General features: G+C 62.7%; 19 protein-coding genes and 1 pseudogene. 12 read left to right on the top strand and 8 right to left on the bottom strand.

What is annotated here, in order from left to right:
• The first annotated feature begins 72 nt into the window (after positions 1-72).
• Positions 73-1689, top strand: a complete 1617-nt coding sequence (pvdP, locus tag J3P82_RS08760; protein ID WP_434562301.1) for a pyoverdine maturation tyrosinase PvdP — start codon at positions 73-75, stop codon at positions 1687-1689.
• Between the two features lie 165 nt (positions 1690-1854).
• On the opposite strand, the pseudogene J3P82_RS08765 reads toward pvdP, so the two are convergent.
• The 4 genes and pseudogenes from J3P82_RS08765 to J3P82_RS08780 all read right to left on the bottom strand — a co-directional run.
• A pseudogene (locus J3P82_RS08765) lies at positions 1855-2052 on the bottom strand (DUF6124 family protein); the annotation flags it as partial.
• A gap of 11 nt (positions 2053-2063) precedes the next feature.
• On the bottom strand, positions 2064-3464 hold the full coding sequence (locus tag J3P82_RS08770; protein WP_434562303.1) for an efflux transporter outer membrane subunit: 1401 nt from the start codon (positions 3462-3464) through the stop codon (positions 2064-2066).
• A gap of 10 nt (positions 3465-3474) precedes the next feature.
• Positions 3475-5445, bottom strand: a complete 1971-nt coding sequence (locus J3P82_RS08775) for a MacB family efflux pump subunit (protein WP_434562305.1) — start codon at positions 5443-5445, stop codon at positions 3475-3477.
• A gap of 1 nt (position 5446) precedes the next feature.
• Entirely contained in the window at positions 5447-6595 is a 1149-nt protein-coding gene (locus J3P82_RS08780) for an efflux RND transporter periplasmic adaptor subunit (protein ID WP_434562307.1), read from the bottom strand.
• A gap of 420 nt (positions 6596-7015) precedes the next feature.
• Here J3P82_RS08780 and J3P82_RS08785 point away from each other — a divergent pair, with 420 nt between their 5' ends.
• The 10 genes from J3P82_RS08785 to J3P82_RS08830 all read left to right on the top strand — a co-directional run bounded on the left by J3P82_RS08785 (position 7016) and on the right by J3P82_RS08830 (position 18659).
• Complete coding sequence (locus J3P82_RS08785; RefSeq protein WP_434562309.1) at positions 7016-7498, top strand: sigma-70 family RNA polymerase sigma factor; 483 nt, start codon at positions 7016-7018, stop codon at positions 7496-7498.
• Between the two features lie 144 nt (positions 7499-7642).
• On the top strand, positions 7643-8977 hold the full coding sequence (locus J3P82_RS08790; protein ID WP_434562311.1) for a lysine N(6)-hydroxylase/L-ornithine N(5)-oxygenase family protein: 1335 nt from the start codon (positions 7643-7645) through the stop codon (positions 8975-8977).
• Positions 8978-9177: 200 nt separating this feature from the next.
• Positions 9178-12456 carry a transporter substrate-binding domain-containing protein gene (locus J3P82_RS08795; protein WP_434562313.1) on the top strand — a complete coding sequence of 1093 codons (3279 nt, stop codon included), beginning with the start codon at positions 9178-9180 and terminating at the stop codon, positions 12454-12456.
• A 154-nt stretch (positions 12457-12610) separates the two neighbouring features.
• Positions 12611-13057: a response regulator gene (locus tag J3P82_RS08800; protein WP_434562315.1), complete on the top strand. Its 447-nt coding sequence runs from the start codon at positions 12611-12613 to the stop codon at positions 13055-13057.
• 101 nt (positions 13058-13158) lie between these two features.
• Entirely contained in the window at positions 13159-13773 is a 615-nt protein-coding gene (locus tag J3P82_RS08805; protein WP_434562317.1) for a response regulator, read from the top strand.
• A gap of 114 nt (positions 13774-13887) precedes the next feature.
• Complete coding sequence (locus J3P82_RS08810) at positions 13888-14754, top strand: pirin family protein (RefSeq protein WP_434562319.1); 867 nt, start codon at positions 13888-13890, stop codon at positions 14752-14754.
• 96 nt (positions 14755-14850) lie between these two features.
• A complete protein-coding gene (locus J3P82_RS08815; RefSeq protein ID WP_434562321.1) occupies positions 14851-16293 on the top strand; it encodes a mechanosensitive ion channel domain-containing protein in 1443 nt (480 codons plus the stop codon).
• Positions 16294-16429: 136 nt separating this feature from the next.
• Positions 16430-16870, top strand: coding sequence for a carboxymuconolactone decarboxylase family protein (locus J3P82_RS08820; RefSeq protein ID WP_434562323.1), 441 nt, complete (start codon positions 16430-16432; stop codon positions 16868-16870).
• A 180-nt stretch (positions 16871-17050) separates the two neighbouring features.
• Positions 17051-17473: an HPF/RaiA family ribosome-associated protein gene (locus tag J3P82_RS08825; protein ID WP_434562325.1), complete on the top strand. Its 423-nt coding sequence runs from the start codon at positions 17051-17053 to the stop codon at positions 17471-17473.
• A 10-nt stretch (positions 17474-17483) separates the two neighbouring features.
• The gene (locus tag J3P82_RS08830) at positions 17484-18659 is read left to right on the top strand and encodes a hypothetical protein (protein ID WP_434562327.1); all 1176 of its coding nucleotides are present in this window, start codon (positions 17484-17486) and stop codon (positions 18657-18659) included.
• Positions 18660-18730: 71 nt separating this feature from the next.
• On the opposite strand, the gene J3P82_RS08835 is transcribed toward J3P82_RS08830, so the two are convergent.
• A complete protein-coding gene (locus J3P82_RS08835) occupies positions 18731-19882 on the bottom strand; it encodes an MFS transporter (RefSeq protein WP_434562329.1) in 1152 nt (383 codons plus the stop codon).
• Between the two features lie 181 nt (positions 19883-20063).
• Here J3P82_RS08835 and J3P82_RS08840 point away from each other — a divergent pair, with 181 nt between their 5' ends.
• Positions 20064-21056, top strand: coding sequence for a diaminopimelate epimerase (locus J3P82_RS08840; RefSeq protein ID WP_434562331.1), 993 nt, complete (start codon positions 20064-20066; stop codon positions 21054-21056).
• A 58-nt stretch (positions 21057-21114) separates the two neighbouring features.
• Here J3P82_RS08840 and codA read toward each other — a convergent pair whose 3' ends face one another.
• From codA to J3P82_RS08855, 3 genes are all read right to left on the bottom strand, one after another.
• Entirely contained in the window at positions 21115-22362 is a 1248-nt protein-coding gene (gene codA, locus J3P82_RS08845; protein ID WP_434562332.1) for a cytosine deaminase, read from the bottom strand.
• Positions 22363-22372: 10 nt separating this feature from the next.
• On the bottom strand, positions 22373-23644 hold the full coding sequence (codB, locus tag J3P82_RS08850) for a cytosine permease (RefSeq protein ID WP_434562334.1): 1272 nt from the start codon (positions 23642-23644) through the stop codon (positions 22373-22375).
• Positions 23645-23830: 186 nt separating this feature from the next.
• Positions 23831-24661 (bottom strand): alpha/beta fold hydrolase, encoded by an 831-nt coding sequence (locus J3P82_RS08855; protein WP_434562336.1) that lies wholly within the window; start codon positions 24659-24661, stop codon positions 23831-23833.
• Between the last annotated feature and the right edge of the window lie 40 nt (positions 24662-24701).

Here is a 24701-nt window from a genome sequence, read left to right on the forward strand (position 1 = left end):
CCTTAAATTTGTCCGCTCAGCCAACGTTCTAGCTTGGATAAAGCCCGCCCCAGGGTGAACACAGGTAAGGCAATGACGATTTCTCGACGATGGTTCATGGCAGGCCTGGCGCTGACCGGTGCCGCCGTGCCTGCGGTGTATTACGGGCACCGTGAACTGACCCGGCCGGACCCGACCATCACGCCCGGCGAGGCTTCGTTCGAGGTGGCGGACGTGGCGGGTCAACGCCGTGCCAACACGCTGCGCGGCATCTGGACGATCCGTTTTACCGGACGCGATGCCGGGCTCGACGGGCTGCCGGACGATGGCCTGCAGGTGTTTCTCGACATTGCCCACAAGGGCCGTGGCTTGGTGGGTTGCCTCGACACCGCCGAGCGCCTGCGCGCCGGGGACGAACCGCGCTACCGCGTATTGGGCGACCTGGCCGGCAGCGATCCGAAGCAGCTGAGCTGGCGATTGATCGGCGCCGAGCATGACGCGCCGGATTACGAATTCATCATGACCCTGGACGAAGTCTGGGCCGGCTTTGGCAATGCCGGCACGGCCACGCTCAGCGGGCGGGTGTTGCGCCTGGATCGTCCGTTGGCGTCGCCCGAACTCGACCATCAGTTTGTTGCGGTCAAGCAGCGTTTCCCCGAAGCCCGGGAACGCATACCGCTGAGCCCGGCGTTGCTGGCCTGGCTGGTGTCGCCCGAGCACCGGCTGTTCCATCAGCTCTGGCATGCCTCGCGGGACAAATGGCACACCCTGGACGAAGACAAGCGTGATGCCTTGCGTGGCATCGGCTGGCAGCCCGGCCCGAGAGGTCAGGAACGTGACGCTCGCGGCAAGCGTAAGGACCGCAATGGCTCGGGCGTGGACTTCTTTTTCATGCACCGGCACATGCTGGGCACGGCCCGTTCGTTCCAACCGCTACCGGCGTGGCCACGCTTTCCGTTGCCGCAACCGGAGCTGGAACGTGATCGCCTCGGGTTTGCCCGGTATTTCGACAACGTCGATGGCACGGCGCTGCCGCCGACCTGGCTGGCCCGTGGTGATGAGCAGTACGCCCAGTGGGTCAGCGACATCAAGACCGCCGAGACCTATCACAGTAATTTCCAGGTCTGGGAATCGCGCTATCGTGACCCGCGCTACCTGTCGAAATTGACCTTGGGCCAGTTCGGTTCGGAAGTGGAACTGGGCCTGCACGACTGGCTGCACATGCGCTGGGCCTCGGTGCCGCGTGACCCGTCCAACGGGCACCCGGTGCCGTTCGCCCGCGATCCGGCGGACTTCGCCCAGCGTTGGTTCGAGCCGGAAAACGACTTTCTCGGTGACCCGTTTTCTTCCCACGTAAGTCCGGTTTTCTGGGCTTTCCACGGTTGGATCGACGATCGCCTCGAAGATTGGTATCGCGCCCACGAGCGTTTCCATCCGGGCGAAGTGAGCCGGCTCGAGGTCAACGGCGTGCCCTGGTTCGCGCCCGGTCGCTGGGTGGAAATCGCCGATCCCTGGCTGGGACCGGACACCCACGGTTGCAGCACCACGCCGGGGTTGCAGGGAGGACGCTCGGTAGAGATGGACCCGGAAACCATGAAGCTGGCGTTGCGCATTACGTTTGGCAGCGATGACGACAAGCTGGCGCAGCTGTTCCGCCGCGTGCCGCAACGGCCGTGGTATGCGCGTAATTTCAAGTCCAAGCCGGTATGAACCCTGGCTTGGACTGACCGAGCCTGGGCTCTGTGGTGACGGCTTTTGTGGCGAGGGAGCTTGCTCCCGCTGGGCTGCGTAGCGGCCCCAGAATCTTGCGGTCGCTGCGCAACCGAGCGGGAGCAAGCTCCCTCGCCACGGGTATCGTTTTATATTGAGGAGGTTCTAGCGCGGCGCGGCGATGTCCAGGGCGCGGTTGGCCAATAGCTCACCGAGTTCGATCATCTGCTGGATTGCCAGCGCGAAACTCCGTCGCGAGCCTTCCAAATCAAATGCCAATTCGCTGGCCATAACGTTGACCGAGGCGAGGGTTTCGCTGAGGTTGGCCAACAGGCATTCCATGTCCGCTCCTTCCGCCACGGTGATGCTCGGCTTTAGATCGGCGCCACCCGCCAACCCCCACCCAACGCCTTGTACAACGCCACGCTCGCCTGCACCCGCGCCAATCGCAATTGCACATTCATGTCCTGGGCGGCGTAGAGCGTGCGTTGGGTTTCCAATACGGTGAGCAGGTCTTCGGCGCCGGCCTGGTAGCGGCTTTGGGCGATGTCGAAGGCGGTCTGGGCCTGGTGCAGTTCTTCGGTCTGCCATTGCCGTTGTTGATCCAATCCGTTGATGCTGTTCAGGGCTTTTTCGACGTCGGCGAAGCCGTTCACGATCGCTGCGCGATAGGTTTCCAGCAATTCTTCTTGCCGGGCGCTGGCCCTGTCCCGTTCGGCCCGCAGGCGGCCGTTGTTGAAGATCGGTGCGGTCAGGCCGGCGCTGAGGTTGTAGACGTTGTTGCGCAGCAATTGATCGGCGATGTCGGCGCCAGTGGCCAAGCTCACGCCCAGGGTGACCGAGGGCAGCATGGCGGCGCGGGCCACGGTGATATCGGCCTGAGCGGCGGCGAGGCGTGCTTCGGCGGCGGCGATGTCGGGGCGGCGGCGCAGCAGCTCGCTGGGCACGCCGGCATTGATGGCGGGCCAGTGCAAGCGGTCGAACGGTTCATCGTCGAGCTGGAGTGACTGCACCGGTTGGCCCAGCAACGCCGCGAGGGTGATCAACGCTTCGCGGGCTTGTTGTTGCACTTGCGGCACGCGGCGTTGTTGGGTCGCCACCAGGCTTTTTTGCTGGGACAGCTCCAGGGCCGTGGCGCTGCCGGCGTCGTAGCGGGTTTGCACCAGCTTCAAGACGTTTTGTGCGTTGGTCAGGTTCAGTTCGGCGATCCGCTGTTGTTCGCGCAGCGATAAGGCTTGGGTGTAACTGTTGGCGACGCCGCTGAGCAAGGTCAGCTCCACCGTCGCCCGGTCGAACTGGCTGGCCGCCAGCGTGCTCAGCGCACTGTCCCGGGCCGCCCGCTTGCCGCCCCAGAAATCCAGCTCATAGCTGGCGCTGAGGTTGGCGTCGTAGTAGTCGATGGTGCGGTTGTCCCGGTCGACGTCCAGTTGGCTGTAGCCTTTGCCGCGCAACAATTCCTGGCGATTGCCGTTGAGCCCGGCCGTGACCGCGGGCAGCAACGGCGCGCCGGCGATCACCGCGCTCGCCTGGGCCTGGCGCACCCGGGCCATGGCCGCGGCCAAGTCGAAGCTACCCAAGCGTGCCTGTTCGATCAATTGATCGAGTTGCGGACTGCCGAAATGCGTCCACCATTGTTGGTTATCCGCTCGGCTGCCAGGGGTGTCGAGGCTCTGCCAGGCCTGGGGCGGCTGGATGCCACTGTCCGGTGCCGCCGCAGGAGTGGCGCAGGCGGCCAGCAACAGGCTGGCGGCCAGAAGGGTCAGGTGCGCTTTCATAGGGTGCGGTTCATTCACTGGTGAGGGCCGCGACCGGGTCGAGGCGAGCCGCCTTGCGGGCGGGCATGAAACCGAAGACGACGCCAGTGATCAGCGCGCAACCGAAGGCGCCGAACACCGCCAGCCATTCGAAGGCCACGGCGATCTTGCCCAGCAGCAATGCGCCGCCCACCAGCAAGGCCAGGCCGATGCCAGCCAGTCCACCGACCACGGAGAGCATCACCGCTTCAGTCAGGAACTGGCGCAGGATGTCGCGCTGGCGGGCGCCGGTGGCCATGCGGATGCCGATCTCCCGAGTCCGTTCGCGCACCGTCATGAGCATGATGTTCATCACGCCGATGCCGCCCACCAGCAGTGAAATCGCCGCAATGGCCCCGAGCATCAGCGACAGCGTGCCTTGGGTGCGGGCCTCGGCCTGGATCATCGCGGCGTTGTTGGTCAGCTCGAAATCCTGCTTGCCGTCATGCAGGCGCAACAGGGTGCGGGAAACGGCGTCCTCGGCTTCCTTGACCTTGCCGGCGTCCCGCGCCGCGATCACTACGTATTCCGGATGACGTGTGCCGAACAAGCGCACGCTGGCGGCGGAATAGGGCACCGCGATGCGATTGTCGGCGTCCGAGTCGCCAGAGCTGGCGCCTTTTTCGGCCAGCACGCCGACGACCTGGAACGGTACGTTTTCGATCAGGATGTAACGGCCGATGGGATCGACGACATCCTTGAGCAACTTCTGCCGGACCTTGTAGCCGATCACGGCTACCGCTGCTGCGCTGCGTTCGTCGGCTTCGCTGAAGTAACTGCCCTGGGCCACCGGCCAATTGAAAATGGTCGGGAAGTTGGTGTCGTTGCCGCCCACATAGCTGGTGTGGTCGAGGTTGCCGAAACGCACGTTGGCGTTGTTGCCGTTGACCGGCATGATGCGCTGCACTTCGGGCAGGGCGGCGAGGGCGGCAATGTCGTGTTCGCTGATGATGCCCTTGGTGGCGCGCGGATTGGGTGCCGTGCCGTTGAGGTAGATAATGTTCGAGCCGAAGGCGCCCATCTGGGCCATGACCTGGCGCTTGCTGCCTTCGCCCACGGCCAGCATCACCACCACCGAGGCCACGCCGATGACGATGCCGAGCAAGGTCAGGGCGGTGCGAAAGCGGTTGATCCACATCACTCGCCACGCCGCTTGTACCGCGTCGATCAGCTCACCTTTCCAGGCACCGTTGTGCTCGCTGCCGGCGCTCAGGCGCTGGCGCAGGTCCACCGCTTGCAACGCGTTCGGATTGGCTTGTGGGGCGGTCGGCGAAGCGGTGGCGCTGTCGCTGATGATCAGCCCATCGCGGATTTCGATGATGCGTTTGGCCCGCGCGGCCACGTCGCGATCGTGGGTGATCAGGATCACCACGTGGCCCTGGCTCGCCAGTTCGTCGAGCAACGCCATGACCTCGATGCCGCTCTGGCTGTCGAGGGCGCCGGTGGGTTCGTCGGCGAGGATGATGTGGCCGCCGTTCATCAAGGCCCGGGCAATCGACACCCGTTGCTGTTGCCCGCCGGACAGTTGATGGGGACGGTTACCGGTTCGGCTGGCCAGGCCCAGGCGCTCGAGCAGGGCGCTGGCCCGGGCATGGCGTTCGGCGGCGCAGGTGCCGGCGTAGATGGCCGGCATCTCGACGTTTTCCTGGGCGGTGCCGGAAGGAATCAGGTGATAGCCCTGGAACACGAAGCCGAACGCTTCGCGCCGCAGCCAGGCCAGCTCGTCACTGCCCAGGCCGGCGACGTCTTCGCCGGCGAAACGGTACTCGCCGCGGGTGGGGCGGTCGAGGCAGCCGAGGATGTTCATCAGCGTGGATTTACCGGAGCCGGACGCCCCGACAATCGCCAGGAACTCCCCCGCATGGATCGACAAGTCGATGCCACGCAAGACTTCCACCCGTGGGCTGTCGCCGCCGCCGTAGGCCTTACGAATGTCCCGCAGTTCGATCAGGGGCGTATCCATTTCAGCCTCCGCTGCCGCTGGCCGGGCCGATCAGCACCCGGTCGCCTTCGCTCAGGCCGTCGAGAATCTGCGTGCGCAGCCGATCGCTGACACCGGTGCGAACGGTGCGTGGCTCGACGTCGCCATTGTCGGCCAGCACCCGCACCTGGCCGGCGTCCTGCAAGGCGGCGATGGGCACGGTCAGCACGTCCATGGCTTGGGCGGCGACGAAAAACACCTGCGCGGTCATGTCGGTCATCAGCGCGCGGTCTGCGTTGTCCACATCCAGCAAGACGGTGTAGAGCACCACTCGCTCGCTGCCGCTGCGCCCACCCGTGGGGCTCCCGCCCTGGCTGGCCTCCAGCGGGCGTGGCGGCACCGGGAGGACCTGGCGAACGGTGCTGCTCCAGCGGCGGCTGCCGCCGGACAGGGTGGCGAAGTAGGCGGTCATGCCCGGCTTGACGTGGCCGATGTCGGCTTCCGAAACTTCGGCCCAGACCGTCATCGGCGACAGCCGGGCGATGCGCAGGATCAATGGGGTTTGCTGCTGGGCGTTGAGGGTCTGGCCTTCCCGGGCACCGATGGCGACGACGGTGCCGCTCATCGGCGCATAGATGCGCGTGTAGCCCAGCTCGGCCTCGTCGCTGCGCAGGCTGGCCTGGGCCTGGCGGATCTGGGCCTGGAACATGTCGATGCGCGCCTGGGTCGCCCGCACTTGCGCCAAGGCGGTCTGCACGTCTTCTTCGCGGGTGGCGCCGCCGGCCTTGAGTTGCTGCTGGCGGCGGAATTTCTGCTGCGCCAGGTCGTGCTGGGCGCGCTGTTCCTGGAGCTGGGCCTTGAGGTTCTCAATGGAAAAGCGCCCGGCGTCGAGCTTGGCTTTTTGCGTGGACGGGTCGATTTCTACCAATAGCTGGCCTTCGTGGACCTCGTCACCGGCTTCGACATGGATTTTCTGGATCTGCCCGGACGCCTGGGCGCCGACGTCGACATAACGCCGCGGTTGCAAGGTGCCCAGGGCAGTGACGCTGTTTTCGATATCGCCACGGGTGACCGGCGCGGTGACCAGGGGCACACGGTCGGGCACGACCGCCTGCCACGCGGCGAAGGCCACGGCCGGAAGCAGGGCGAAGGTCAGGAGCCAGGCGGGTCGGGTAGGGCGGGGACGTTTCATGCAGGGTTCCGGCCGGTGATATCGGGCCCGTCCCAGGAAGGGCAGGGACGGGGGCTGTTCTGGTAGACGAGCGTTCCGGGCAGGAATTTAGCGGGTGCCAGTTGAACGACATTAACCCCGTGGCGAGGGAGCTTGCTCCCGCTGGTCTGCGAAGCAGGCCCAAGGCAGGCAACACCTAAAAATTGTGCACTCAGGTTTTGGGGCCGCTTCGCGCCCCAGCGGGAGCAAGCTCCCTCGCCACCGAAGCGGGTCTGATGCGTCACCAGATGAACGAACCCGCCTTGATACAAACCAAAGCTTTAAATCTATATGAGAATTACTATAAATTACGCGATTGAATTTGCCATTATCGTGCCATGCCCTTTTCCGGCATGTCGGGTGGCACAGGGATAGCTGTCGCAGCCATTGCGCACGGGAGTCATGTTGGAAAACTACTATCGCGAACTGGTGTGTTTCCTGAACGCCAGGCTAGGCAACCGCCAGGCGGCCGAGGATGTGGTGCATGACGCCTACGTGCGGGTACTGGAGCGCGCCAGTGATACGCCCATCGAGCAACCCCGGGCGTTTCTCTACCGCACGGCGTTGAACCTGGTGATCGACGGGCATCGGCGCAACACCCTGCGCCAAGTCGAATCCCTGGATGTGCTGGACAGCGAGGAACGCTTCTTCACCCCATCGCCGCATACCAGCCTCGACCACGGCCAGCGCCTGGGCATGCTGCAACGGGCCCTGGCCGAGTTGCCACTGCTGTGTCGCGAGAGCTTCCTGCTGCGCAAGCTCGAAGGCTTGTCCCATGCGCAGATCGCCGAGCGCCTGGGCATTTCCCGGGCGTTGGTGGAGAAGCACATCGTCAACGCGATGAAGCACTGTCGGGTGCGCGTGCGGCAGTGGGACGCGCCTTGATTCACCTTCACTGATCGCGCAGCGGTAAATTTCCCCACACCGTCCTCGTTCCTCTCAACAGACGACTTGACGGCCTTACGCGGGCCGGGCGAGTCACCCAGGCTTTCGCGCCCTGTTGAGGGGCTTCTCCAGAGGACACTGGACATGACTCAGGCAATTGCTGCGCCCAACGTTCACGACTTGATCGGCATCGGCTTCGGCCCCTCGAACCTGGCGTTGGCCATTGCGCTCCAGGAGCGCGGCCCGGTCCAGGGCGAGCTGGATGTGCTGTTCCTCGACAAACAGGCCGACTATCGCTGGCATGGCAACACCCTGGTGACCCAGAGCGAGCTGCAGATCTCGTTCCTCAAGGACCTGGTGACCCTGCGCAATCCCACCAGCCCGTATTCGTTCGTCAATTACCTCAAGCACCATGGCCGCCTGGTTGATTTCATCAACCTGGGAACCTTCTATCCGTGCCGCATGGAGTACAACGACTACCTGCGTTGGGTCGCGGCGCAGTTTGCCGGGCAAAGCCGCTACGGCGAAGAAGTGCTGCGCATCGAACCGGTGCTGCACAACCAGCAAGTCGAAGCGCTGCGGGTGATTTCCCGTAGTGGCCAGGGTGAGGAATTCGTACGCATCACCCGTTCGGTGGTGGTCAGTGCCGGTGGCACGCCGCGTATTCCCGAAGCGTTCAAAGGCTTCAAGAATGACGCCCGGGTCTTCCACCATTCTCAATACCTGGAGCGCATGGCGACCCAACCGTGCGTGAGCGGCCAGCCAATGAGCATCGCCATCATCGGCGGCGGGCAGAGCGCGGCGGAGGCCTTCATCGACCTCAACGACAGCTTCCCGTCGGTGCAGGTCGACATGATCCTGCGCGGCTCGGCCCTCAAGCCGGCGGACGACAGCCCGTTCGTCAACGAAGTGTTCTCGCCGGAATTCACCGACCTGGTGTTCCAGCAACCCCACAGCGAGCGCGAGCGCCTGGTCAACGAGTACCACAACACCAATTATTCGGTGGTGGACATCGACCTGATCGAACGCATCTACGGGATTTTCTACCGGCAGAAAGTATCGGGCGTGGCGCGCCACGCGTTCCGCACCCTCACTACGGTGGAGAAAGCCACGGCCACTGACGCGGGCGTGGAACTGGCGGTGCGCAACAACGCCACCGGTGAACTGACGGTGCGCCGCTATGACGCCGTGGTGCTCGCCACCGGTTACGAGCGGCAGATGCACCGCACCTTGCTGGAGCCGCTGGCGTCGTACCTGGGAGATTTCGAGGTGGATCGCAACTACAAGTTGATCACCGACGAGCGCTGCAAGGCCGCGATCTATATGCAGGGTTTCTGCCAGGCCAGCCATGGCCTGAGCGACACCTTGTTGTCGATCCTGCCGGTGCGTGCCGATGAAATCGCCGGCTCTCTCTATGAACACGGCAACCATCGCGGGCAGAGGCATTCGGTGGGCGACCTGAAGCTGGCCACGGCGTAGGGCTCGGCAACGAAATAGCCCAATCCCACGCTCGCCGGGAAATTCCTCAGAAATTTCCTACACTCTCAACGTGCCTACTGGTTTCGGCTAGCGGGTACGTTGACGGTTCGCTGTTCCCTCGCTTTGGCAGTTCGAACCTATCAGCCGGTCGCTAGCCTGTAGCGCTCCGGGCCGATTTCGCCAAGCGAAACCCTGATCCAATGATGCTGTTCCTGCGCACAGGCCTGGCGGCGATATGGCTGGGCTTAGCATGTGTGGCGCCGCAGGTGGGTGCCGAACCCGAGTCGCTGCGCGTGCTCGGGCGTTCCACCGTGAGCGACTATTCCGCCTCCCTGGACGAGGCTGATCGGCGCTGGCTGCGGCAAAAGGGCAGATTGCTGCTGGGGGCCTCGGCGCCGGATTATCCGCCGTTCAGTCTCACCGCAAATGGCCGGGATTATGAGGGATTGACGGCCGATTACGCCGAGTTGCTGGGGCAGCTGCTGCATGTCGAGATCCAAGTGCGGCGTTACGCGTCACGGGACGCATCGCTCCAGGCGTTGCGCGATGGGGAGATCGATCTACTCGGCACCGCCAACGGCTTCGAGGCCAGCGATCCCGCGCTAGTCATGTCCCAAGCCTACGCCGATGACCTGCCCACCCTGGTGGCCCGCGTCGACGACAGCGAGGATGTGCCCACGGACCTGGCAGGCAAGCGGGTAGCGATGCTTTATCACTACTTGCCACCGGACCAGGTCGAGGCGTTCTATCCGGACGCCACTTTGCAGTTGTTCCCCTCGACCTTGAGCGCCATTGGCGCCGTAGCGTTTGGCCAGGCCGATGTTTACCTGGGAGATTCGATCAGCGCCCATTACCTGATCAGCAAGAACTACCTGAACAACGTCCAGTTGGTGGATTTTTCCCGTATGGAAGTGCAACCCTTCGCCTTCGCGGTCAGTCGCGACAATGCGCGGCTGTTGCGCATCGTCAACGCCGGCTTGCAAGCCATTCCCGTTGGCGAGCGCATGGGGATCCTGCGGCGCTGGAGCGCCGGCGGGGCGAGCGTGGCGGGTCAGCCAGCGGTACATTTCAGTGTCAACGAACAGCGCTGGCTCGACGCACATCCGCGGATCAAGGTGGCGGTCAGCGAACATTTCCTGCCGCTGACTTTTTTTGACGAGCAGGGCCATCTGCGCGGTATCGGTGCCGATGTGCTGGCCAGGATCAGCCTGCGTACCGGCCTGAAATTCGACATCCAGCGTGGCGACTCGGTTGACGCACTGATTGGCCTGATCGCCAGCGGCAAGGCCGACGTGCTGGCGACCGCCATACCCAGCGCCGAACTTGAGGATGAGTTGCGTTTTACCCGACCGTACCTGACGAACCCGTTCGTGCTGGTGGTGCCCATCAAGGCCAGGGACGCGCTGACGGTGGATCGGATGGCCGGCAAGCGACTGGCACTGGTGCGTGGCAACGTACTGCGTGAGTACCTGCTGGAGCAGTTCCCCGGTGTGCAACTGGTGTTGGCGCAAAACGCGGCCGACGCCATGGCCATGGTCGCTGCGGGCACGGCGGATGGCGCGATCAATTCGTTGATCAGCGCCCGCTATATGATTTCTCGCCAGTATCGCGACTCGCTGCAAGTCACCAGCACCGTGGGCACGGTGCCCGCGCGCGTTGCCCTGGCAACGAACCGGGACGCGCTGGAGCTGTATTCAATCCTGGACAAGGCGCTGCTGAGTATTTCCCCTGAGGAGATGGATGAGCTGACCAACCGTTGGCGCAGTGAAGTGGTGATCGACGACAGCTACTGGCTGCGCAACCGCACCACCATCGTCCAAGGGTTTGCCATCGCCGCGCTGCTGTTGTTGTTGACGTTGGGCTGGGTTGTCTACTTGCGGCGGCTGCTGGAGCAACTGCGCGTGGCCAAGGCCAGTGCCGACGATGCCAACCGGGCCAAGACCACGTTCCTGGCGATCATGAGCCATGAAATCCGCACGCCGATGAACGCCGTGATCGGCATGTTGGAACTGGCGTTGAAAAAAGCCGACCAGGGCGTCATGGACCGGCCCGCCCTCGAAGTTGCGTCGAGTGCTGCCCAAGGCTTGTTGGATTTGATCGGCGACATCCTCGACATCGCTCGCATCGAATCGGGACGGCTGTCGCTGGTGCCCGAGCGGGCCAACCTGCGGGCCCTGACCGAGTCGGTAGCGAGAATGTTCGAAGGCCTGGCCCGGCAGAAACAGCTGCGTCTGCAACTGGACCTGGATGCGGCAGGCAATCATGACGTGTCGATTGACCCGCTGCGCTTCAAGCAGATTGTCTCGAACGTTCTGAGCAATGCCATCAAGTTCACCGATCAAGGCTGCGTGCGCCTGAGCTTGAAAACCGAACCGACGCGTGACGGCAAGCGTCTGGACATTCACCTGCGGGTCGAAGACACCGGCGCCGGAATATCCGCCCAGGACCAGCGACGCCTGTTCAGTCCGTTCACCCAAGTTGGCGACAATACCGAAGCCGCTCGCGGCGGTTCCGGGTTGGGGTTGGTCATCAGTCGCACCTTGTGCGAAATGATGGGAGGCAGCCTGCGGCTCAGTAGCGTGCCGGGGCAGGGCACGCAGGTCGAGATCCTGCTGGAGTTGCCGTTGCTCGAAGCCGTGACCCAAGCGCCTGCGGTCAAGGACGAGACGGTGGCGCCGGCCCAGGTGCTCAACCTCCTGGTGATTGACGACTACCCGGCCAACCGCTTGTTGTTGTCCCAGCAGATCAATTACCTGGGTCATGTTGCGCATGAAGCTGAAGACGGCGCCCAAGGTTTGCGTGTGTGGCGCGCCGGGCACTTCGATGTGGTCATCACTGACTGCAACATGCCGCTGATGAGCGGCTACGAACTGGCGCGCGCCATTCGCAACGAGGAGCGGGTCCAAGGCTTGTCGCCAACGAAAATCCTCGGGTTCACGGCCAATGCCCAGCCCGAGGAAAGAGACCGGTGCCTTGCGGCGGGCATGGATGATTGCCTGTTCAAACCCATCAGCCTCAAGCAACTGGATGCCTGCCTGGTATCGATCACGGCCGGTTCCGCCGCGGAGCCGGCCGCGGCCACTGACGACTTCGATTTGACCAGCCTGGAACAACTGACTGGCGGCGACAGGATTTCACTCAGCAAGTTGATGCAAGCGCTGATCGATAGCACTGCGTTGGACAAGGATCGGTTGCAGCGATTGTTTTCGCATCACGACTTGCCCGGGTTGTCCGACCTGGCGCATCGGATCCAGGGCGGGGCCCGGCTCATCCAGGCACAGCGCCTGATCTTGGCTTGTGAGGCATTGGAAAGCGCCTGTCGGGCGGGCGACGTCTCGTCACTCGGCGACGCGGTGGACCTATTGCGCCAGGCGATGGAGCGCCTGGCCGAACGGCTGGAAACTCACATGGCGAGCACAGGCCTTGTCACCGGGGCGCAAAGTGGTGCGTTTGATCCTTCTTCGGGCAATCAGGACTGATCCGTGGCTCCCGGAACCGCAGGTCGTTTGGCGATTTTTCCGCCTGTTTTTAGGATTCGTCCTACAGCGTCGCTAAAAACCTTCCTCTAGCCTGACGCGACTTAACGTTCCCAAGCCGGTTCGTAACTGTCGCGTTGCCATTGGAATGCCTGCCATGCCAAATAAAGCACTACGTATCATGATTGCCGACCCATTGCATTTTCATCGAATGCAGCTGGAACGCCTTTTCAATCATCTGGGCTATTTCCGCATTGCGCCGGTGAGTGACGTGCACGAGTTCCTGACGTTGGTGGACTATGGCTGCGAGCCGTTCGACCTGGTTGTCGTCAACGCCAGTTTGGCAAAGCGCGCGCTGGACCTGCCTGGGTTCTGCCTCGATAACCTGCAAGTCCGTCATGGGCTGATCTATAACGCTCAGGAACCTCCGCTGGGGACGTTGCCCGCCGGTCGGCGAGCCTGTTTGCAGATGATGACCGCCCATTTACCCGATGCTGTTTCGCTGCGGCGCCTGATGAAGGGCGTCGATCCCGAGGCCAGCGAGTCGGCCCAACCCTGGGAGGCGCCGTCAGGCAGGGGCACGGCGGCTGATGTGCGCCGTTAGTCGGCACTGTCAGATCTGACAGGTGGCGCGACCAATCACCTGTGTAACAGTCCGGTGCAGTCATGGCGTCGGCGCCGTTTGCATTGACTCGGGGAGCTGTATTGAAAAAAGTACTGATTGTTGATGACCACCCTGTCATCCGAGGGGCGCTGCGGCTTGTCTGTCAGAACGAAGGATTCACTGAGGTTACGGATGTCAGCAGCACGACCGATGCCAGGACGCGCATCAAGGACAACGTTCCGGACGTGGTGATCCTGGACCTGGTGATGAACGGTTTCGATGGCCTGGACTTGCTGGCCTGGATCACTGGCCAGTATCCGGAGTGTGCCGTGCTGGCGTTCACCTCCCAGGATGCCCCGCATTTCTGCAATCGCTGTATCTCGGCCGGGGCCAGGGGGTTTGTGACCAAGAAAAGCGATCTGAAAGAGCTGATCAAGGCCATTCACGCCATCAAGTCCGGCTATTCCTATTTTCCCCAGATGGCCGTCAGGCTGGATTTCCAACAACAAACCGAGCAGCAAGCGCTGGAGAGGCTGTCCACGCGCGAGCTTTCCATTTTACGGATGCTGGCGATGGGCATGCGAGGCAAGGACATCGCCGAGGCGTTGTTCCTGAGCCCCAAGACAGTCAGCACCTACAAGACCCGCCTGTTGGAAAAGCTTGGGTTGAATTCCCTGGTGGGCCTGTCGGAGTTTGCCAAGCGCAATCAGCTTTGAAAATCACTGTTCTGTAGATAGAACGCTAAGACCGATTTTTGCAGTCTGGTGCACCAGCGGTATGGGTTTTAAGCTGTGTCCATCGAATCACAACACCTGATTTGGAGACGCAGCTTGAAACAGATCATTGGCCTCTACACCAGTCCAAGGCCGCACTGGGTCGGCGACGGCTTCCCGGTGCGCACGCTATTTTCGTACGACAACCTGGGCAAGCACATCAGCCCATTTCTCCTGCTGGACCATGCGGCCCCCACCGAGTTTGCGCCCACCCGTGAACGTCGTGGCGTCGGTCAGCATCCTCATCGCGGTTTCGAGACCGTGACCATTGTCTACCAGGGCGAGCTGGAACACCGTGACTCCACCGGCAGCGGCGGCAAGATCGGCCCCGGAGATGTGCAGTGGATGACCGCCGCCTCTGGGATCATTCACGAAGAGTTTCATTCCGAAGCGTTTGCCCGGCAGGGCGGCTTCATGGAAATGGTCCAGTTGTGGGTCAACCTGCCAGCCAAGGACAAAATGGCCCCGGCCGGCTACCAGACCCTTCTCAAGGGGGACATCCCGAACATCGTCCTGGAGGACGCCGCCGGCAGCCTGCGGCTGATTGCTGGTACGTTCCAGGGCCATCAAGGCCCGGCGAAAACCTTCACCCCCATCGACGTCTGGGATATCCGCCTGAATGCCGGCAAGGACCTGACGCTCGACCTGCATGAAGGCCGCAGCACCGCGCTGGTCGTGCTGCGTGGCTCGGTCCAGGCCAATGACCGCGAGCGGGTGGAGGCGGGGCAATTAGCCCTGTTCGAGCACGCTGGTGATCAATTGAACCTGCACGCCGACACAGACGCGGTATTGCTGCTGCTCAGCGGCGAACCGATCGATGAACCCATCGTCGGTCATGGTCCGTTCGTGATGAACAGCGAGCAGGAAATCCACCAAGCCTTCGAGGATTTTCATTCCGGGCGCTTCGGGGGTATGGACGGCTGAGGCAGCGCGCGCTCCTACAAGGTTTTTCGGCGATCTCTACAGCCGGCTGATTCTGTGCCAATCTTCCCGCCAACGACCTTCTGGAGCTGTCCCCTGATGCTGTCCCTGATCACCGATCACCCGCTGCTCAGCGCCCTGGCGTTGCTTATGCTCGACTTGCTGTTGTGGCGGCTGGTCAGTGTTGATCGGACCTATTGGAAAATCGGCGGGCGGCTGGTGATTTTTTCGTTGTTCAGCATGTTGCTGTTCAGCGAAGGGCTCAATCCCATGGAACCCGCGCAGTGGGTCGACGATGTGCCGCGGCACTTGGCCGCGACCGGTTTGCAGATTGCCTGGTGGCTGTTCGCCGCGCGGACCCTGACGGTCATGATCGGCGCGGTCATGATGCAACGGGTCGGCCATACCGGGCGATTGCTGCAGGATCTGCTCGGCGCGGTGATCTTCCTGGTCGCGGTCATCGCGGCGCTGGCCTACGTGCTGGATTTGCCGGTCAAGGGCGTGTTGGCGACGTCCGGTGCGATGGCGATCATCGTCGGCCTGGCCTTGCAGAGCACGCTCAGCGACGTGTTCTCCGGGATCGTGCTCAACACCACCAAGCCCTATCAAGTCGATGACTGGATTTCCATCGATGGCACCGAAGGCCGGGTCACCGACATCGATTGGCGGGCGACACGGTTGCAGACTTCCCAGGGCAGTATGGCGGTGATTCCCAACTCACTCGCGGCGAAGGCCAAGATCGTCAACTTCAGCCGGCCCAGCGATATGCATGGCTTGGCCGTGAGCCTGCAGGTCAGTCCTCACGCGCGTCCGCAAAAGGTCATCGACGCGCTGGAGCGCGCAATGATCGGCTGCCGCGCGCTGCTCGCCAGCCCGGCGCCTTGCGTGACGCTGAAAAGCACGGGAAGCGCTGGCGCGGAATACGAGATCAGCGGGTTCGTGGCTTCAATGGGGCAGAAGCGCGAGGTACGCAATCAATTGTTCGACTTGGCGTTTCGGCATTTGCAGGCGTCGGGCGTCAGCCTGTTGTCCACCGGCGAAAGCACCGCGGCGATGGGCGCATCGCGTCCCCGGGCGCTGTTGGAAAGCTCAAGCATTTTCTCTACGCTGCGCCCGGATGAAAAGGATACCTTCAGCCAGAACATGACGTTGCAGACCTTTCGCGCCGGTGACATGATCCTGCCCGCCGGTGAGGTCAGCGACCATTTGTTCATCATCGAAACCGGCGTGATCAGCGTCACCCTGATTCGCAACGGCCAGCCATTCGAAGCCGCGCGCATGGGGCCGGGCGAGGTGATTGGCGAAGCCGGAATTGTCTCCGAGCAGGCCACCCTGGCAAGTTTCTCGGCCAAGACCTTCTGTACACTTTATCGCATCGAGAACAGTTACCTCAGACCCTGCCTGGATGCCCGTCGCGACATCAACGACGCGATGAAAAACCTGCTGGACGTGCGCATCCACCTCGCCCAGAACCTGACCCGCGACGTGCCCAAGCCGATCGCCAAGAAGCGTTTTTTGCAATGGCTGCGCAGTCGGGTCTGACAAAAAAGCTTGCGGTCAATTCCATAGGTAAATCCCGGTCTCCATTGGCCACCCGAACTTCCCAACAATTGGCTATTTGTCCCGCGCCTGTGCAGGACTAACGTAGCGCCACACCTCAATTGTCCAGGAGTTCAAGATGCAACCACGTATCGATTTCTACGCCGCTTCCCCTGATGCCTACAAAGCCATGCTGGCCCTGGAAACCGCGGTCTCGAAACTGGGCCTGGAAAAGTCGCTGCTGGAGCTGGTCAGGCTGCGTTCCTCGCAAATCAACGGCTGCGCCTTCTGCATCGACATGCACACCGCCGACGCGCGCGAGAGCGGCGAGACCGAACGTCGGCTGTATGCCGTGACGGCCTGGCGCGAGGCGCCATTCTTTACCGGCCGCGAACGCGCCGCCCTGGCCTGGACCGAAGCCCTGACCCGTTTGAGCGACACCCATGCTCCCGACGCAGACTACGGATTGCTGAGCGAGCACTTTACGCCCAAGGAAATGGTCGACCTGACCGTGGCAATCAACGCCATCAATGGCTGGAACCGGCTGGCGGTGGGCTTCCGGAAAATGCCCGAGATGTAAGGCGCCCAATTGTTCACTGGAAAATTGCGGGAGCGCTCTGGAGCGCTCCCTTTTTTTTATCCATCGCCGCTGCGTTTGGCCAAGGCATTGGCCAGTCATCCCGCGCCGGGAACTTCACCCGTTTGATCTTCTTCTACCTACAACAGGCGGCGTCAGCCGTCTTTTGCAAAGGAGTCGATCATGCAAGTTCAAGTCAACAGCAACCATATCGAAGGCAGTGCCCGATTGCAGGAGTGGGTCGGCAGCACGGTGGTGGACGCGCTGCAGCGTTTCGAAGATCAACTGGCCCGCGTCGAAATCCACGTCAGCGACGAGAACGCCCAGAAGGGCGGCGCCGCGGACAAACGCTGCCAGATCGAGGCGCGCCTGCAAGGCGTTGCGGCCATCTCCGTTAGCCACAAGGCCGATAGCCTGGAGCTGGCGGTGGAGGGCGCCGCCGAGAAAATGCTGCATGCGCTCGATCATCAGGTCGGCAAACTCAACCCTGCCGTCGAATCCATGGGGCGCGTGACTGCCCCTGTGGATGAAGCTCCGCCGGAAATGGTAGACGCCATGTTGGAGGAGGATTTCCTCGAAAACCAAGAGGCTCGTGGCAAAGAATAAGGAGACAATCATGACCGCTCATCAACCCTTCAGCCGACAAGTGCTGGCCGAGCTCCTGGCGTTCGACGAACAGCCGAGCCTTTCGTTGTATATGCCCACACACCGCACATTCCCGGAGCGCAGCCAGGACCCGATTCGCTACAAGAACCTGGTGCGCGAACTGCAAACCCAACTGGAAAACCAGCACCCTGGCCTCGATTGCACGCCGTTGCTCGAGCCTTTTCATGCGCTGGTGGACGACCAGGCGTTCTGGAACTCCAATCGCGACGGCATCGCGGTGTTTGGCGCCCGTGACTATTTCAAAGTCATCGCTGTGAACCAGCGTTTGCCGCAATGCGCCTTCGCCAATAGCCATCCTTACCTCAAGCCGCTGCTGCGGCTGGTCCAGTCAACCGAGCGATATCAAGTGCTGTGCCTGACCCGTAATGAGGTCTGGTTGTACGAGGGCTCTTGCGAGCAGCTGGAAAAAGTCGAGTTGGCCGAACAGGTTCCGCGTAACCAGAACGAGGCCTTGGGCGACGACTTGACCTCGGGAGACCAGCAAGGCTTTCCCAACGGTTTCAGCCGCAGCAGCGAGCGCGGCGATCCGATGATGCATGAGTCCGCCGGCGGCGGTAAGCAAGATGAAATCAACCTGGACCGCGAGCGGTTTTTGCGCGCTGTGGACAAAGCCATCCTGCAATACCATTCGCAACCTTCGGGGCTGCCGATGATTGTCGTGGCCCTGCCGGAAAACCAGGCGGTGTTCCGTGCCGTCAGCCATAACCCGAACGTGCTGGCGCAGGGCATCGAAGGGGATCCTTCGCGGTTGGGCCTGGAAGAGTTGCGGGTCCAGTGCTCGAAACTCATGGCACACAGCCACGCTGACCGGGTGGTCGACAGCCTGAATCGTTACGGCGTCGCGGTGGGGCAGGGACGGGCGATGGACAACCTGGCCAACATCGCCAAGGCCGCTTGGGAAAGTCGTGTCGCGTTGCTGCTGGTAGAGGCCGAACGGCAGGTTCCCGGTCAGCTCGACCCGGACAAGGGCAGGCTCATCATCGACGAAACCGGCGACGAACAAGCCCCGGATGTGCTCGATGAACTGATCCTGGCCGTGACCCGGCAAGGCGGCGAAGTGGTGGTAGTCCCGCCCGAGCATGTCATGCCGACCGATAGCGGAGCGGCGGCGGTGTGTCGGTTCTAGCCGCCCTGGCGTTGCAATGTATCCCGTGGCGAGGGAGCAAGCTCCCTCGCCACGGGTGAATCTACAAGGCTTCAGACCTTCAACACTTTCCCGCTGACCGCCACCGCCACCAGCGACATCGCAATCAAACCGAACGCAATGCTCAGGCTGCTGCCATGGGCGACAAAACCGATCAATGCCGGCCCTGCGAGGATGCCGGCATAGCCGATGGTGGTAATGGCCGGCACCGCGATGGCTTCGGGCATCAGTGTCTGTTTGCCGACGGCGGTGTACAGCACCGGCACGATGTTCGAGCATCCGGCACCGACCAATGCGTAGCCCAATAGCGCTGCTTGCCACATCGGTGCGACGGTCGCCAACAAGAAACCCGCTGCTGCGATCGCCCCGCCGAAGATAATCACGCGCTTGGCACCCAGGCGATGCACCACCGAATCGCCCGTCAGCCGGCCGACCGTCATGGTCAAGGCGAATGCGGCATAACCCAGCCCGGCGTAGGCGCTGTCCACGCCGCGCTCGGCGGTCAGGAACACCGCGCTCCAGTCCAGCACCGCGCCTTCGGCCAGGAACACGATGAAACACAGGATACCGATAAACAGCACCACGCCATGGGGGATGGCAAACGCCGGTCCCGAGCTTTCACTGCCGTAGGGCAACAGGTGCGGCGCAGCCTTGAACAGCGCCACCAGCAGCACTGCGTTGACCACCAGCGTCGCCCCTAATGGCGAAAGACCCAGGCCGAGCAAGGCGCTCACACCCGCCGCGCCGATGATCCCGCCGAGGCTGAACATGCCGTGGAAACCCGACATCATGGTCTTGCCGCTGGCCCGCTCGACGATCACCGCCTGCAGGTTCACGGTCGAGTCCACGGTGCCGAGCCCGGCGCCAAACAGGAACAACGCGGCCACCAACCAGGGCAGGGAGGTCATCGTTGCCAGCAACGGCAAGGCCAGGCAGATCAGGATCGTGCCGCCGCTGAGCACCCGACGGCAGCCGAACCGCGTCGCCAGCGCGCCGGAAATCGGCATCGCCAGGATCGACCCGACCCCAAGGCACAGCAGCAGCAACCCGAGGGTGCCTTCATCCAGATTCGCCCGCACCTTGGCGTAAGGCACCAACGGCGCCCAGGCGGCGATGCCGATACCGGCGATGAGATAGGCGATGCGGGTGGACATCTGTTCCAGGCGTCCGGGAACAAAAGTGGGAGGAGGTGTAATTGCGGTCATGAAACGTCCTTGGCTTTCGTGCGGTGCGGTGATGCAGGCGGGGGCCTATGCTTGCATATCCACTGACCTCGCTGCGACCCCAAGGTGCCGACGCGATGTTCGCACCCACCACAAGCTTTGCCCCTGTGGGCCCAGCCGGCATAAAGTGGCGATCCTTTCGCTGATTGACCGGATCAGGTGCATGACACGATTTTATGATGCGCGCGGCAATATTTATGGCGTGGTTTCACCGCGGCAGGTCCGTGCCCATGGCATTGACTTGCCGCTGTCTGCCGCCCAGGCCGCGCAAACGCGTGAAGCCTGGAGCACCACCGCCGTGCAGGCCTTCTGCGGTTGGGCAGCGGGAAAGGCGCCGCCGGACGCCAAGGCCCATCGTAGCGACGGCCTGCTGGTCGGCCCGTTCCAGGACGCGCCGCCCTTTGATCTGCTGATCGTCAATACCGACGGCACACTGGCCGAGCGCAGCGGCAATGGCCTGACGATTTTCTCCCTGTCCCTGCAAGAACGAGGGTTGCTGCCGGAGGATGATGGCTGCGTGCTACAGGTTCATCACGACAAACACGACGGTGGCTCACCCCTGCAAACATCGGTTCGTGTCGCTGAGTTCGAAGGTGTCCAAGGCTTCTGGCTGGACTTGGGCGCACCGTCGTTCGGTCCCCTGGCCGTCGATGCCGACGGCACGGAAAACGTGACGTTCAACCAGTGCGACGTGAGTCGCGTGCCATCGCTCCATGCATTGAACCTGGCCTGGCGCTACAGCCAGTTCGTGCGCATCGGCAATCCTCATTGCGTGACCTTGGTGGATGACGCGGCCGCGCTGCCAAGCCTTGCACAGATGCGCGCCGAGCCGCTGTCGCAAAACCTGACTCGTATTGCCTATGCGGCGCCCGGCGGGACGGGGATGCCTTGTTGGGCGGGGGTAAACCTGCAGTGGGCATCGCCCGCGGCCGAGGGACGGATCGACGCTCGGGTGTTCGAGCGGGGCGAAGGTCCCACCGCGTCGTCTGGCACCAGCGCCAGCGCCGTGGCCAGTGCTGCTTGGCGGGTGGGCTGGGTGAAGGCCGGGCCGGTACGCGTCGTGATGCCCGGCGGCACTGCGCCGATCCTGCTGGAGGAACAGGCGGGTGAATTGGTCCGGGTCAGCCTGTTCGGCACGGCGCGGCTTCTGCCATAGCGTATCAGCGCGCCCATGACGTTTTCACTGGCAAGCTCCCGCTCGCCGACTTTGCACTTCAGCCCAACTGCGGTCCAAATTCCACCGCCGGCATCTGCCGTTTCATCAGCACTTCGCCGTTGCGGATCGAGTAGACGGGCAGGCCTTGGCTGCGGATCACTTCGTAGTCACTGTCGGCTGAGAGGATCAGCAGGTTCGCCGGGCGCCCGGGTTCCAAGCCGTAGCGCTCGCCCAAAGCCATGGCCTGGGCGCTGTTGTCGGTGACCAGGTCCAGGGCGCTTTGCAGGTTGCGGTAGCCGAGCATGTGGCAGATATGCAGGCCGGCTTCGAGCACTCGCAGAATATTGCCGTTGCCCAGTGGATACCACGGATCGACGATGGAGTCCTGGCCGAAGCACACGTTCATTCCGGCTTCGAGCAGCTCATTGACGCGGGTGACGCCGCGGCGCTTGGGGAAGTTGTCGAAGCGCCCTTGCAGGTGAATGCTTTCGGTGGGGCAGGATACGAAGCTGATGCCCGAGTGTCCCAGCAGGCGGAACAGTTTGGCGCAGTAGGCATTGTCGTAGGAACCCATGGCCGTGGTGTGGCTGGCGGTCACCCTGGCGCCCATGTCGCGGCTGCGGGCTTCTTCGGCGAGCACTTCCAGGAAGCGCGAATGCGGGTCGTCGGTTTCGTCGCAATGCACATCCACCAGGCAGCCGGTGCGCTCGGCCAGGTCCATCAGGAATTTCAGCGAGCTGACGCCCTGGTCGCGGGTGTATTCGAAATGCGGAATGCCGCCCACCACGTCGGCGCCCATGCGGATCGCTTCTTCCATCAGCTCGCGGCCGTTGCGGTAGGACTCGATGCCTTCCTGGGGGAAAGCCACGATCTGCATGTCGACCAGATGACGACTTTCCTCGCGCACTTGCAACATCGCCTTGAGCGCGGTAAGCGCCGGATCGGTCACGTCGACGTGGGTGCGCACATGCTGGATGCCATGGGCGGCGAGGGCCTGCAGGGTTTTCTTGGCGCGGGTCTTGGTGTCTTCCTCGGTGATGGTGGCCTTGCGTTCGCCCCAGCACTCGATGCCCTCGAACAGCGTGCCGCTCATGTTCCAGCGCGGTTCACCGGCGGTGAGGGTGGCGTCCAGGTGGATGTGGGGTTCGACGAAAGGCGGCACCACCAGGTTGCCGCCCGCGTCGAGGTCTTCGGCCGCCAGGGTGGGGGCCTCGGTCTGGCGGGCGATGTTGGCGATCAGGCCGTTTTCCAGGTGCAGTTCATGCAAGCCTTCGCGGTTGCGCAGGCGGGCGTTGATGATGTGCATCGGACAATCCTTATAGGTCTTGGAGTGGCGCGGTGGCGGTGCGGCTACCCAGTACGCCGATCAATAGCACATACGTTAGCGCGCCGGTGGCGATTCCTACCAGTGGCGCGATCCATGGCGAGTTGAATGCCGCGAGGGTGCCGACGCCGTAGGCACATAAGCCTGGCCAATTGAACGCCGGCAGTTGCGCCTCGGCCAATCGAGGATAGCGACCACGCCAGCGGAAGAAGAAATCGGCCATGATCACGCCGCCAATGGGCGGGATGACCGTGCCGAGCAGAATCAGATAAGGCACCAGCATGTCGTACATGCCCAGTAGCGCGAGCAGCGTGCCGATCACCGCGCCGGCCAGTGTGACCGTCCTGCGGCGACGGGTGCGCAGCAGGTTGCAGCCGGCCACGGCGAAGTTGTAGATGGTGTTGTCCTGGGTGCTCCAGATGTTGAGCAGCAACATGGCCATTGCGGCCATGGCGAAACCCTGCAACAACAGGACTTCGACCACGTCCGGCTGCTGATAGACGATGGCTCCGTAGGCACCGATCAGGACCATCAGGCCATTGCCGATAAAGAAGCCAATCAGGCTGGCCAGGACCGCGACCTTCGCCGAACGGGAAAAACGTGTCCAGTTGGTCGCCTGGGTGGCACCGCTGACAAAGGTGCCAAACACCAGCGTGATCGCGGTCGACCAGTCCAGGCTGCCCGTAGGTACCACCGCCAGCAGGCCATCAAGGCCGCCGACCATAACCGTCGCTACCCACATGGACAGCATCAGCAGCAACATCATCGCTGGCACGGCGATGTAGGACAGGATTTCCAGCCCGCGATAGCCAATGTAGGCCGTGGCGCAGAACCCCAGCCCGAACAGCACCATCAGCCCCAGCACGGTCCCCTGGCTCAGTTCGAAATACTTGCCCAGCACCACCGCCGCGGTGGCCGTGCCCCAGGCGTACCAGCCGATTTGAGTGAAACCCAGGATCAAGTCGCTGAGCTTGCTGCCCACCTCGCCGAAACAGAAGCGCCCCATCAACACCGAATTGAGCCCGCTCCTGAAGGCGATGTAACCCAGGCCTGCGGCATACAGGCCCAGCAGCAGGTTGCCAATGACGATGACGCTGAGCATCTCGGCGAAACCGAACGCCACGCCCAGCTTGCCTCCGGCAAACATGGTCGCGGTGAAAAAGGTGAAGCCCAACAGCACCATGGCCGTGGAGGCCAAACCCTTGCGCGCATGCATCGGCACTTCGCTCAAAGGATAGTCGTTGCCCGGATCGTTCTGAGTCATGTGGCGGTCCTTGCGGAAAAAGGAAAAACGCAAGCGTGCAGCGGCCGTGCCAAACCAGCGATCGCCGGTTATGTATAGCCAAGTTGTGGATCCGGTGGGGTTCAAGGAGCAAAAGCGGAGCAGGGATGATTCAAGTTGGAACACGGACCGTCCGGCTCAGAGGCCCGCTTCCACGAAACGATGCGTTCAGGTCTGAACGTGCACCAATAAGAATCGCAACAGCGCCGCGACGATGGCTTCCGGCGCGTCTTCCTGGACCAAGTGCCCGGCGTTCGGCACCGGGTGAAACTGCGCGCCCGGAATCATGGTGTGCAGCGCCCTGCCGCGTTCGATGGGGATCCATTGGTCGTCCTCGCCCCAGAGTATTTGCGTCGGGCAGCGCACTTGCGGGTACAAGTCCTGGACCTGATCGGTGTAGCACTCGTCCATCTGCGCAATCTGCCGATAGAGCGCGGCCTGGCCGGTCTCGCCGAGCCATGGCTGTACATAGGGCGCCAGTTCTTCGTCCGGGATGTCTCGTTTTATTGCGCCGCGGATATACGTCGGCACGATGGCTCGCTGGATATAATCGGGCAAGCCGCTGAACGCCGCTTCATGTTGGCGCACATGCTGGACAAAAGGTGAACCCCAGGGCGATAAGGCCACCGGGTCGATCAGCGTAAGGCTTCGGTAGTCCTTGCCATCGAGCAGATGCGCCCGCAGGGCGGTGGCACCACCGAAGTCATGGGCCACTACGTCTGGACAGTCCAGGTCCCAATGCTCAAGCAGCCTTTCGAACAAGCGGTTTTGCACGCCGAGAGACACATCGGCGTCAGGTTGCGCGGACTGGCCGTAACCCAGCAGGTCGAAGTAATGGACTTTATGCGAGGCAAAGAACAACGGGGCGATCCGGTGCCATACATAAGAAGAGAATGGTGTGCCGTGGACAAACACCAGCGGCGGGCCGTCGCCTTGGACGGCGTAGCGGATGGGATGTCCGTCGAAGTTGTAGACCTGATCCAGCGGCCAGTGGGTCATGATTGTGTCCTCTTGGCATGTTCGAGCCAGAAAGCATAGA

Source organism: Pseudomonas sp. Z4-20, assembly GCF_051131955.1.
Classification (GTDB): domain Bacteria; phylum Pseudomonadota; class Gammaproteobacteria; order Pseudomonadales; family Pseudomonadaceae; genus Aquipseudomonas; species Aquipseudomonas marvdashtae.